The 11568-nt window shown below is 67.0% G+C and carries 8 protein-coding genes; 5 read left to right on the top strand and 3 right to left on the bottom strand.

Annotated features, from left to right (window positions below; genetic code table 11):
* Positions 1-2: 2 nt before the first annotated feature.
* The gene (locus tag OC373_RS13865; RefSeq protein ID WP_046272285.1) at positions 3-968 is read right to left on the bottom strand and encodes a LysR substrate-binding domain-containing protein; all 966 of its coding nucleotides are present in this window, start codon (positions 966-968) and stop codon (positions 3-5) included.
* Positions 969-1076: 108 nt separating this feature from the next.
* Between OC373_RS13865 and aceB the strand changes: the two genes are divergently transcribed.
* The 4 genes from aceB to OC373_RS13845 all read left to right on the top strand — a co-directional run bounded on the left by aceB (position 1077) and on the right by OC373_RS13845 (position 7886).
* Complete coding sequence (gene aceB, locus OC373_RS13860; protein WP_261997878.1) at positions 1077-2723, top strand: malate synthase A; 1647 nt, start codon at positions 1077-1079, stop codon at positions 2721-2723.
* Positions 2724-2775: 52 nt separating this feature from the next.
* Positions 2776-4068: an isocitrate lyase gene (gene aceA / locus OC373_RS13855; RefSeq protein WP_046272287.1), complete on the top strand. Its 1293-nt coding sequence runs from the start codon at positions 2776-2778 to the stop codon at positions 4066-4068.
* 223 nt (positions 4069-4291) lie between these two features.
* Positions 4292-5338: a GGDEF domain-containing protein gene (locus tag OC373_RS13850; protein WP_261997877.1), complete on the top strand. Its 1047-nt coding sequence runs from the start codon at positions 4292-4294 to the stop codon at positions 5336-5338.
* A 13-nt stretch (positions 5339-5351) separates the two neighbouring features.
* Positions 5352-7886 (top strand): putative peptide modification system cyclase, encoded by a 2535-nt coding sequence (locus OC373_RS13845; protein WP_261997876.1) that lies wholly within the window; start codon positions 5352-5354, stop codon positions 7884-7886.
* Here the strand turns inward: OC373_RS13845 and OC373_RS13840 are convergent.
* Positions 7873-8172: an NHLP-related RiPP peptide gene (locus OC373_RS13840; protein WP_019184854.1), complete on the bottom strand. Its 300-nt coding sequence runs from the start codon at positions 8170-8172 to the stop codon at positions 7873-7875. The two genes, OC373_RS13845 and OC373_RS13840, sit on opposite strands and share 14 nt — an antisense overlap.
* A gap of 171 nt (positions 8173-8343) precedes the next feature.
* Between OC373_RS13840 and OC373_RS13835 the strand changes: the two genes are divergently transcribed.
* A complete protein-coding gene (locus tag OC373_RS13835) occupies positions 8344-9522 on the top strand; it encodes a putative peptide maturation dehydrogenase (protein WP_261997951.1) in 1179 nt (392 codons plus the stop codon).
* Between the two features lie 15 nt (positions 9523-9537).
* Here OC373_RS13835 and OC373_RS13830 read toward each other — a convergent pair whose 3' ends face one another.
* Complete coding sequence (locus OC373_RS13830) at positions 9538-11526, bottom strand: acetyl/propionyl/methylcrotonyl-CoA carboxylase subunit alpha (protein WP_261997875.1); 1989 nt, start codon at positions 11524-11526, stop codon at positions 9538-9540.
* Positions 11527-11568: the final 42 nt, after the last annotated feature.

Below are 11568 nucleotides of genomic sequence, written 5' to 3'. Positions count from 1 at the left end.
CGTCAGCGCTCGGAATGACCACTTTCATCATAGCTGCGCGGACTGAACAGGTCCGGCTGGATCAGCTCGATGAACGCCCGTGCCTGCGGTGACAGAAACCGCCCGCGCCGCACAATCACGCCATAACTCCGCTCCGGGAACCACGCACTCATCGAGCGCGTCACCAGCTTCTCGCGGTCGGCATCGTGCAGGCAGAGCGCCGGCACGATCGAGATGCCCATGCCCATCGCCACGTATTGCTTGATCACTTCCCAGCCGCCGACCTCGAGCGCGACGGTGTAGGGCAGCCGATGCCGCTGGAACACCTGGTCCACCAGCCGGTACGTGATCTGGCGTTTGGGCGGCAGCACCAGCGGGTACTGCGAGATCGCCTCCAGGCTCAGCTCGCCATGCGCCAGCGGGTGCTCGGGCGGGGCGATCAGCACCTGTTCGAAGCGGTAGGCCGGGGCGTAGCTGAGGTCGGCCGGCACGTCGGTCATCGAGCCCACCGCCAGGTCGGCCGCATCGCTGCGCAGCAGGTCGGTGCCGTCGGCGCTGATCGCGTTGTGCAGGGTCAGGCGGACATCCGGGTGGCGCTGGCGGAAGCGCTCCACGATGCGCGGCAGCAGGTACAGGATGGTCGAGCTGTTGGCCGCGATGTTGAGCTCGCCGGCATCCAGCCCCTTCACCTTGTCGCGGAAGCTGGCCTCGAGCCCGTCCAGGTTCTCCACCAGCGGCAGCGCCATTTCATACAGCAGCTGCCCTTCGCGGCTGGGCACCAGGCGGCGGCCGCTGCGCTCGAACAGGCTGACGCCCAACTCGCGCTCCAGCGCCTGCAGCTGCTGGCTGATGGCCGGCTGGCTGACGAACAGCGCCTCAGCTGCCCGTGAGACTGAGCCGAGGCGGACCGTCTGGCAGAACGCCCGCAGCGGCTTGAGCCGGTCGGATTTGTAGGAAAACCGGGGACTTGGCGTGCGCGGCGTGGTCATGGCGTCATGAGTATAAGCACGCCTTATGTAAGCCATTGCAATAACTGCTTTGTCAAATATCGGCATGGCGGCGCACGGTGGAGCTCAACCGCACCGCAGGAGCCCGCCATGTCCGCCGTCGCTTACGCCACCGCCCAGCCCCCCCCCGCCGATGCACCGGCCACCCCCGGCATTGCCCTCACCACCCAGCTGGCTGGCCAGTCCGCCCTGCTGCCGGCGGGGGGACTGGCGCTGCTGGTGTCGCTGCACCGGGCGGTGGAGCCGGAGCGTCAGCGCCGGCTGCAGGCGAGGGTGGCCCGCCAAGCGTTCTTCGATGGCGGCGGCCTGCCGGACTTCCGTGCCGATACCGCCGAGATCCGCGCCAGCGACTGGCACGTCGCCCCGCTGCCGGAGGCACTGCAGGACCGCCGGGTGGAGATCACCGGCCCGACCGACCCGAAGATGGTCATCAACGCGCTGAACTCCGGCGCCAAGGTCTTCATGGCCGACTTCGAGGATTCCACCGCCCCGGCCTGGCGCAACCTGCTGGCCGGACAGCAGGCGCTGATCGGCGCGGTGCGGGGCGATCTGACCTACACCGGCCCGTCCGTCGATGGGAAGCCGGGCAAGCAGTACAGCCTGCGTCCGTTCAACGAGCAGGCCGTGCTGATCGTCCGCCCGCGGGGCTGGCACCTGGACGAGAAGCACGTGCGCATCGATGGCCAGCCGATCGCCGGTGGCCTGTTCGATGCGGCGGTGTTCGCCTTCCACAACGCCCGCACCCTGATGTGCAGGCAGCGGGGGCCGTACTTCTACCTGCCCAAGCTGCAGAGCATGGAAGAGGCGGCGCTGTGGGAGACCGCGCTGTCGCACATCGAGGGCATGCTCGGGCTGCCGCATGGGCAGATCAAGGTCACCGTGCTGATCGAAACGCTGCCGGCGGTGTTCGAGATGGATGAGATCCTGCACGCGCTGCGCGACCGCATCGTCGGCCTGAACTGTGGCCGCTGGGACTACATTTTTTCCTACATCAAGACCTTCCGCCGGCACGCCGACAAGGTGCTGCCCGAGCGCGGCCAGGTGACGATGACCCAGCCGTTCCTGAAGGCCTATTCGGAGCTGCTGATCCGCACCTGCCACCGCCGCGGCGCACATGCGATGGGTGGCATGGCCGCGCAGATTCCGATCAACCACGACGCGGCCGCCAACGAGCAGGCGATGGCGCGGGTGCGGGCGGACAAGCTGCGCGAAGTCACCGCCGGCCATGACGGCACCTGGGTCGCCCATCCCGCGCTGATCCCGGTCGCGCAGGCGATCTTCGACGAACACATGCCCGGGCCGAACCAGCATCGCGTGCTGCGCAATGATGTGCAGGTGGGCCGCGATGATCTGATCGCCGCGCCGACCGGCACCATCACCCGCGCCGGTTTCGAGGGCAACGTCGAGGTCTGCGTGCGCTACCTGGCCGCCTGGCTGGACGGCAACGGCTGCGTGCCGATCCACCACCTGATGGAAGACGCGGCCACCGCCGAGATCAGCCGCAGCCAGCTGTGGCAGTGGCTGCATACCCCCGGCCAGCACCTGGACGACGGCACCGCCATCGACCTGGCCCTGCTCGACGCCACCCTGGCCCAGCTGCCGGCGCGGCTGGGCGATACCGCCGCGCTGCCCGGCAGCGCCCGCATCCCCGAGTCCATCGCGCTGCTGGCCGACCTCAGCCGCCGCGATGAGCTCACCGACTTCCTGACCCTGCCGGCCTACGACCGCCTCGACTGACCACCCGCCATCCACCTGCTGTTACCGCATCCGTTCCCTTTGGAGATTCGACATGAGCACCCTGCAGACCGCCGAACAGATCCAGCACGCTTGGAACACCGACCCGCGCTGGGCCGGGATCACCCGCAACTACACCGCCGCCGACGTGGTGCGCCTGCGTGGCACCGTGCACGTGGAGCACTCGCTGGCGCGGCTGGGCGCGGAGAAGCTGTGGACGTACCTGCAGGAAAAGGACTTCGTCAACGCGCTGGGCGCGCTGACCGGCAACCAGGCCATGCAGCAGGTCAAGGCCGGCCTGAACGCGATCTACCTGTCCGGCTGGCAGGTCGCCGCCGATGCCAACCTGGCCGGCCAGATGTACCCGGACCAGTCGCTGTACCCGGCCGATTCGGTGCCGGCGGTGGTCAAGCGCATCAACAACACCCTGCTGCGCGCCGACCAGCTGCACCATGCCGAGGGCAAGGATGACATCGACTTCCTGCAGCCGATCGTGGCCGATGCCGAAGCCGGGTTTGGCGGCGTGCTCAACGCCTTCGAGCTGATGAAGGCGATGATCGAGGCCGGCGCGGCCGGCGTGCACTTCGAGGACCAGCTGGCCTCGGTCAAGAAGTGCGGGCACATGGGCGGCAAGGTGCTGGTGCCGACCCGCGAGGCGATCGAAAAGCTCAACGCCGCCCGCCTGGCCGCCGACGTGCTGGGCGTCCCGACCCTGCTGGTGGCGCGTACCGATGCCGAGGCGGCCGACCTGCTGACCAGCGATGTGGATGGCAACGACCAGCCGTTCACCACCGGCGAGCGCACCGTGGAAGGCTTCTACAAGACCCGCAACGGCCTGGACCAGGCCATCAGCCGCGGCCTGGCTTATGCCCCCTACGCCGACCTGATCTGGTGCGAGACCGGCAAGCCGGACCTGGAGTTCGCGCGCAGGTTCGCCGAGGCCATCCACGCCAAGTTCCCGGGCAAGCTGCTGGCCTATAACTGCTCGCCCAGCTTCAACTGGAAGAAGAACCTGGACGACGCCACCATCGCGACCTTCCAGAAGGAGATCGCCACATATGGCTACAAGTTCCAGTTCATCACCCTGGCCGGCTTCCACGCCCTGAACTACTCGATGTTCAACCTGGCCCACGGCTACGCCCGCCGCCAGATGAGCGCCTTCGTGGAGCTGCAGGAAGCCGAGTTCGCCGCCGCCGACCGCGGCTTCACGGCGGTCAAGCACCAGCGCGAGGTCGGCACCGGCTACTTCGACGCGGTGACCCAGGCGATCCAGCAGGGCCAGTCCTCGACCACCGCCCTGAGCGGGTCCACCGAGGAGGAGCAGTTCAACGCCGAACGCGCGGCCTGACCCAGCAAGGGCGGCCAGGGTAGGCCCACAGGGCGGCCGGTCGGGGGACCTGCCGCCCTGTGTCGTCTCCGGACCCGGCTCTTCACATCGTCACACGCGGTAGAACGCGCGTGTTTTCACGATCTTGGGGGGTAAAAGTCGGAAATGGGATAGGGCGCACAGTTTTGAGGAGTGCTATCCTCCATCGCTCACCAGGGGGACGCTGAAAAGCGGGTGTTCGGAAATGACCGGCAAGGGTGCGGCGGCGATCATGTGCGAACAGGAACCAGACATCGACCGAAAGGCGATGGCTGAGATCGTGCACGCCATCCTGAGCAACGGCGAGTCCGCATTGTTCTCCGAATTCGGCCGGCAACGCAAGCTGCCCTCAGGCACCCATCTGTTCCATCGTGGCCACGCCGGCAACACGATGTACGTGATCGTCAGCGGCTGCATCGAACTGGACTTCGGCGAAGACCTCGTCGTGAAGTCACTCGGTCCCAATGAATTCTTCGGCGAGCTGGGCCTGCTGATCGGCGACCACCAGCGCACGGCCGGCGCGCGTGCGGTCCAGGACAGCATCGTGCTGGAACTGGACCACGACGATTTCCAGCGTCTGGTCGACCGCGACCCTGGCTTGCTGGCCTACTTCCTGCGCCGCACGATCATGCGGGTGGTGAGCAACGAGCAGGTGCTGATCCGCCAGCTGCGCCGCCGCAACCACGATCTCGAAACCGCGCTGGACAACCTCTACGTCACCACCCACCAGCTCACCCACACCCGCGAGCTGGTGCGCACCGACGAGCTGACCGGCCTGCACAACCGGCGCGGCCTGGCGCTCTACCTGCAGGACTGCCGTGCGCAGGAAGGCAGCGCGCCGCAGGGCCTGCTGCTGATCGACTGCGACCAGTTCAAGCAGGTCAACGATGTGCACGGCCACCAGGCCGGCGACCGCGTGCTGCAGAGCGTGGCCAACATCCTGCGCTCGGTGGCCACCGAGCCGGACGTGGCCTGCCGGCTGGGCGGCGACGAATTCTGCCTGCTGCTGCGCAGCGCCGACCAGGACAGCCTGCAGCACGCCGCCGAGTTCATTCTCAGCGCGGTGCATGGCCTGATCGGCCGCGCCCACGGCGTGCCGCACGTGTGCCCGGTCAGCATCGGGGTCTGCCTGATCGACCCGCAGACCGATTGGAGCGAGTGGTACGCTCGCGCCGACAATGCGCTGTACCAGGCCAAACGGCTGGGCGGCAACCGATTGCACTGGTCGCGATCAGCGACCGCCACCCCCTGATCGGGAGATCGGCATGAACGGCGACAACGGAACGTCGACCCAGGCCCCGCAGATGCGGGCGCTGCTGTTCACCGATCTGTGCGACTCGTTGATCCTGGTGGAGCGCATCGGTGACGCGGCGGCGGCGGAACTGTTCCAGCAGCACGACCGGTTGGTGTTGACGCTGCAGCAGCAGTGGAATGGTCATCAGATCGACCGCTCCGACGGGCTGTTCCTGCTGTTCGATCGTGCGATCGATGCGCTGGGGTTTGCGCTGGATTACCAACGCGGCCTGCAGGAGATCGGCAAGCAACGCAACATCGTGCTGCGCGCGCGCGCAGGCCTGCATGTGGGCGAAGTGCTGACGTGGGAGAACAGTCCCGAAGCGATCAAGGTGGGCGCCAAGTCGCTGGAGGTGGAGGGCCTGGCCAAGCCGATGGCCGCTCGGCTCATGACCTTGGCGCGGCCAGGACAGATACTGCTCTCGGCGGTGGCCGAATCATTGACCCATCGCGCCACCGGTGAACTGGGCGAGCGCGGTGAACAGCTGCTGTGGAGGTCGCACGGCCGCTGGCGGTTCAAGGGGGTGCCGGCCAGGCAAGAGGTGTTCGAGGTAGGTGAAATCGGGTTCGCACCGCTGCGGATGCCACGCGGTAATGCGAAGGCGCGGCGCGACCTTCCATTGTGGCGGCAGCCGGCGGCTTTGGCTGCCGAGGTACTGTTGGTGGTCGTGGCCGGTGTGGGTGGCTGGATGCTGCTGCGTCCGGAGCCGGCCATCGCCTTTGCCGAACGGGATTGGGTGGTCATCGGCGACGTGCGCAACCTGACGGGCAATGTGGTTCTGGATGATTCGTTGCAGCAGGCATTCCGGATCAGCCTGGAACAGTCCCGGCACGTCAACGTGCTGAGTGACATGAAGGCGCGCGGCATCATGGAGTTGATGCGTCGGCAGCCAGGCGCACCACTGGATGCGACCTCTGCATCCGAAGTCGCGCTGCGCGCGGGCGCCCAGCTGGTCCTGCTGCCGACCGTCAGCGAGATGGGCGGGCGCGCGCGGATCAGCGTAGAGGTGCTTGAACCGCATTCACAGCAAACCCTGGCGGTTGCCTCTGCCGACGGTGAAGGTGTGCAGTCGCTTCTTGGTTCGATCGACCAGGTCACGACACGGCTGCGCGATCAGTTGGGAGAAGGCAAAGCCAGGCTCAAGGTCGACTCGATGCCGTTGCCGCTGGTCACCACCTCGAGCCTGGATGCATTGCGTGCGTACGCGCTTGGCCAGCGCCGTTACGGCGAGGGAGACTACCGGGGGGCCCTGGCCATGTATGAGCGGTCTGTCCAGCTGGATCCGAATTTCGCCCTTGCATGGATGGGCCAGGTGCGTGCGCGCGTTGCCGACGTCGACAAGCCTGGCGCCCTGGCAGTGGTGCGTCGCCTGAAGTCGCTGTCGTACAGACTGCCGGCTCGCGAAGAGCTGTATCTGGACGCATGGTTCACCACGTTGACCGATCAGTCCAAGGCCGCCGATGCCTGGATGCAGCTGGCGAGCCTTTATCCGGATTATTTCTCGGCGCAGCACAATGCCGCTATCTGGCTATATACCGACAATCGCTACGCAGAGGCGTTCACCTATGCCAGCCGCGCAGCGGACAGCCGTTTTGAGCTGTCCAATATCGCCTACGACCAACTGGGGCGCATCGCCTTGGCCAACGGCGACCAGGCTGGCGCGCGACGCGCGCTGGAAACGGCTGTTGCTGGTGGCCGTACCGCCAGCCATCGCTATCTCGCTGCTGTTGCGGCGAGCGAGCGCAACTATGCTGAAGCAGATAAGCACCTGGCCCAATCCACCCACAACCGGCACGCGGGTGTGGAGCGGATTTCCATTGCGGCGGATCGCGGCCAGTGGCAACGTGCCGAAGCAGAGGCGGCTGCGGGCGTCAGTGCGATGGCGGGCGAAACAGGTTTTGATCGCCAGTTGTATCTGCTGCCACAGGCGACGGTGCAATGGGCGGCTGGCAACCGCGAAGCTGCGCTGAAGAGTGTGCGCGCAGCAGCGGACAGTGCATTGAAGCGATTGGCTGACAAGGGCAATCCGGACGCCAGCGAAGATGCCATGATGGCCATGGGCACGGCATTGTTGGCTGCCCGCATGGGCGACATGGACACCAGCAGCCGCGTGCTGGGCGTGATCCACAGCGGCCGTGATGCCGGTGGTGCGACTGCACTGGACGAAATGCGGGCAGTGGTCGCCGCCGAACGCCTCCGCCTGACCGGCGACGCGCCTGCGGCCATGCAGAAGCTACGGCCTTTCCTGCGCGATACGTCCAGATTCCAGACACGCGTCGCGGCGATGAATACGCTGCGTGCATTGGGGAGGAACAGCGAGGCCCTGGCACAGGCGGATTTTCTCCGCAGCAATCGTGGCATGGCGTATGCCGAACTGGATTGCGGGTATTGCATGCAGGCGATGAACGTTACCGACAGCAATGCCGCCAGCCGTATTGCGGCAGAGTTGCGCGGTGGCAAGCGTGTTGCCGGGCTTGCCGTCGCGGACCTGCTTACGGACCCTTGAGCGTGTGGCTGCCTGCCGGGTTGGCGTCCAGTGCCGGAACGGTCTGATTCTGCAACGACGTGAACATGTCCTGCAGCTCCTGTTTGGCCGCCAGAATGTCGCTCTTGGCGGCAAGCTCATTGACTTCGCAGCAGACACCGAGCGCCGCAGCGTCTGCGGTGGACATGCCGATCTCCACCAGCGCGGCGGCGGGATCGGAGGCGAACAGTGCACGGAACGTGTCATCGGTTCCCAGGCGGCAAATCAAGGCCAGGGCGATGGCAGGTTCCAGGGGCGGCAACGACATGTCTACTTCCTTCAATCGAATCGGTTTGGGAGCCGCGAGAGCACGGATCAGAGAGCAACATCGACCGCGATCGACCAGGCTTTAGCACTCGTTGAGTCGGTACAGATTGGACGTCCCGTGCCGATATGGCAGGACGACGGCGCGGTGCCGGTGAAGTCGGAGAGTCCCACAGTGCGGATACGTCGCTGCGAAGTCGTGTTGTTCGAGCCACGCGAAACAGTGGAGTTCCAGTTGCAGAGTCTGCTCAGCGGCGGCAATGGAATGGTTCGCAGCCTGGGGTGGATGGCTTTGGCCCCGCACTTGGATGGACCGGTGCCGGTCAGCCCCCGTCAGCGCGATCTGCTGGGCGTGCTCGGTCCGAGCCAATGGGTCTGGGCCGACAGCATCGGGATGCACGGTGATGAGCAGGCTGCCTTGGTCGACGCCGGGCTGGTGCTGCTCGAGCAATCGGAAACCGACAGTACCGCGGCAGTGCATTTGGCCAATGACCAGCGCCTGCGCGACAGTCACTGGCATCCCTTGGCGGCCATCCTGCACGCATTCACCCGCTGGGATGCCGTGGATGCGGTCAAGAACACCGTGGATGGCGGTACCGATACGGCCAAGGGAATGCGCGAGGTACTTGGTCCGCCGCCAGCGAACACCGCGACACGCGGTGAAGTCGAGGCGATCGTGTTGCCGCACACCGAGCCGACGGAGTTCGATGCGCTGCTGCTGCGGCGCGCAACCTGCAGGAACTTCGACGATTCCCGCGTCCTGCCGTTACCCATGTTCACCCGGATGCTGGCAAGAGTATTTGGCGCCCAGTCACAGGTAAGAGTGGGACCGGACCTGGTGTTCCACAAGAAGAACAGCCCCTCCGGCGGGGGCCTCCACCCCATCGAGGCCTATCTGGTCGTGCAGAACGTGGACGGCGTGCGTCCCGGCCTCTACCGGTACCGTGCCGATAGCCACGACCTGGTGCCCCTGCCGGACCCGGAACGGCCACTGCGCGACTTCATCATGGAGAGCGTCGGCCAGCAGCACTGGTTTGCCAATGCACATTGCTTGGTCACCCTGGTCCCACGCTTCGATCGAACGTTCTGGAAGTACCGCCGCCACGCCAAGGGATACCGGGTCGTGACGCTGGAGGCGGGGCACCTGTCGCAGACGCTGTACCTATCTGCGACCGACCTGGGCCTGGGGGCGTTCATCACCGGTGCGATCAATGAAAAGCACCTCGAGCGCGGCTTTGGCCTGGATCCTATCCGGCAGGGAGCGCTGGCGGTCTGCGGGTTCGGCTGGCGCGGCCAGCACATGCAGACAGCCGAGCTTGATCCACTGGAGCAGGTCTGGCAGCGGGTTGGCTGAGCGGACGAGCGGGGCTCAGGCCCCGTCCGCCTCGAAATCCACCAGCACCGCCCCATCGCCCACCTGGTCTCCGGCTTTCACCCGGTAGCCCTGCACGGTGCCATCGGCCGGCGCCTGTAGCGTGTGCTCCATCTTCATCGCCTCCAGCACCAGCAGCGGCGCGCCGCGTTTGACCGCCGTGCCCGGTGCCACCAGCGTGGCCACGATACGGCCCGGCATCGGTGCGACCAGGCTGCCGGCATCGGCAACGGACTGGTCCGCTTCGCTGACCGGATCATGCAGGGTGAAGCGCTGCACGCCTTCGCTGCCGAACAGGTACAGCTCGTTGCCGTCGCGGATGACGGCGGCGCGGTGCAGCTGCTCGCCGATCTGTACGCGCAGTGCATCACCGGCCAGGCGGCCGCTGCCCTGCAGCGCGTTGCCGTCCACCTGGACGGTCCACTGTTCGCCCGCGCCCTGCACGGTCACGCTGCGCTGGGCACCCCGGTGCTCCAGCGTCAGCGCGCGTGCGGCGGCCGCGCCCAGGCGCCAGCCATCCTGGGCCTGCCACGGCGAGTGCGGGTCACGCGCATCACGGCTGGCAGCCTCGCTGGTGGCCACGCCGGCGATCGCGGCGAGCGCCCAGAGTGCCGGACCGCTGTCGTTGTCGTTGGGGGCCAGGGCGGCCTGCTCGCGCTCGATCAGCGCGGTGTCCAGCTTGGCCTGGGTAAACGAATCGGTCATCACCAGCCGGCGCAGGAAGGCGGCATTGGTGGTCACGCCAACCACTTCGCATTCGGCCAACGCCTGCTGCATGCGGCGCAGCGCGGCGTCGCGGTCGACATCCCAGACGATCAGCTTGGCGATCATCGGGTCGTAGAACGGGGTGATCGCATCGCCCTGTTCGACACCGGCGTCCACGCGCACGTGCGCGGTGTTGGCCGGCAGGCGCAGGTGGTGCAGGGTGCCGGTGGACGGCAGGAAACCGCGGTCGGCGTCTTCGGCGTACAGGCGGGCTTCCAGTGCGTGCCCGCGGATCTGCAGTTGATCCTGCTGAAGCGGCAGCGGCTCACCGCTGGCCACGCGCAGCTGCCATTCCACCAGGTCGGTGCCGGTGATGCACTCGGTGACCGGGTGCTCCACCTGCAGGCGGGTGTTCATTTCCATGAAGTAGAAATCGCCATCGGGGCCGGCGATGAACTCCACCGTGCCCGCGCCGACGTAGTTGACCGCGCGCGCGGCATCGACGGCGGCCTTGCCCATCGCGGCGCGGCGCTCGGGCGTCATGCCGGGGGCAGGCGCTTCTTCGAGCACCTTCTGATGGCGGCGCTGCACCGAGCAGTCGCGCTCGAACAGGTACACCACGTTGCCGTGGCTGTCGCCGAACACCTGGATCTCGATATGGCGCGGGCGCTCGACATACTTCTCCACCAGCACGTGTGCGTTGCCGAACGCCGACTGCGCCTCACGCTGGCAGCTGGCCAGCGCCTCGGTGAAGGTCGCGCTGTCGTCCACGCGGCGCATGCCCTTGCCACCGCCGCCGGCGCTGGCCTTGATCAGCACCGGATAGCCGATGCTGTCGGCCTGCTTGCGCAGGAACTCGGGGATCTGCTCGTCGCCGTGGTAGCCCGGGGTCAGCGGCACGCCGGCCTGCTGCATCAGCGCCTTGGCCGCGCTCTTGTCGCCCATCGCGCGGATCGCCGCGGCGGAAGGGCCGATGAACACGATGCCCGCCTCGGCGCAGGCCTGCGCGAAACCGGCGTTCTCCGAGAGGAAGCCGTAGCCGGGATGGATCGCCTGCGCGCCGGTGCGGCGGGCGGCGGCCAGGATGGCGTCGCCGCGCAGGTAGCTCTCACGCGCCGGTGCCGGGCCGATCGCGATGGCCTCGTCGGCCAGGCGCACGTGGCGCGCGTTGCGGTCGGCGTCGGAGTACACCGCCACGGTGGCGATGCCCAGGCGTTGGCAGGTAGCGATGACGCGGCAGGCGATTTCGCCACGGTTGGCGATCAGGATCTTGGTGAACATGGTGGTCTCGTTGCGCGGGCCAGGGGCGGCGGTGCCAGGCGG

This window comes from Stenotrophomonas sp. Ste96 (assembly GCF_024519495.1).
GTDB lineage: Bacteria > Pseudomonadota > Gammaproteobacteria > Xanthomonadales > Xanthomonadaceae > Stenotrophomonas > Stenotrophomonas bentonitica_A.
The sequence above is the reverse complement of the archived record's forward strand: the minus strand, read 5'-3'. Positions and strand labels throughout refer to the sequence as shown.

Coding starts and splice junctions, on each gene's coding strand:
- OC373_RS13865 (WP_046272285.1), bottom strand. CDS start 968: ATGACCACGCCGCGCACGCCAAGTCCCCGGTTTTCCTACAAATCCGAC.
- aceB (WP_261997878.1), top strand. CDS start 1,077: ATGTCCGCCGTCGCTTACGCCACCGCCCAGCCCCCCCCCGCCGATGCA.
- aceA (WP_046272287.1), top strand. CDS start 2,776: ATGAGCACCCTGCAGACCGCCGAACAGATCCAGCACGCTTGGAACACC.
- OC373_RS13850 (WP_261997877.1), top strand. CDS start 4,292: ATGACCGGCAAGGGTGCGGCGGCGATCATGTGCGAACAGGAACCAGAC.
- OC373_RS13845 (WP_261997876.1), top strand. CDS start 5,352: ATGAACGGCGACAACGGAACGTCGACCCAGGCCCCGCAGATGCGGGCG.
- OC373_RS13840 (WP_019184854.1), bottom strand. CDS start 8,172: ATGTCGTTGCCGCCCCTGGAACCTGCCATCGCCCTGGCCTTGATTTGC.
- OC373_RS13830 (WP_261997875.1), bottom strand. CDS start 11,526: ATGTTCACCAAGATCCTGATCGCCAACCGTGGCGAAATCGCCTGCCGC.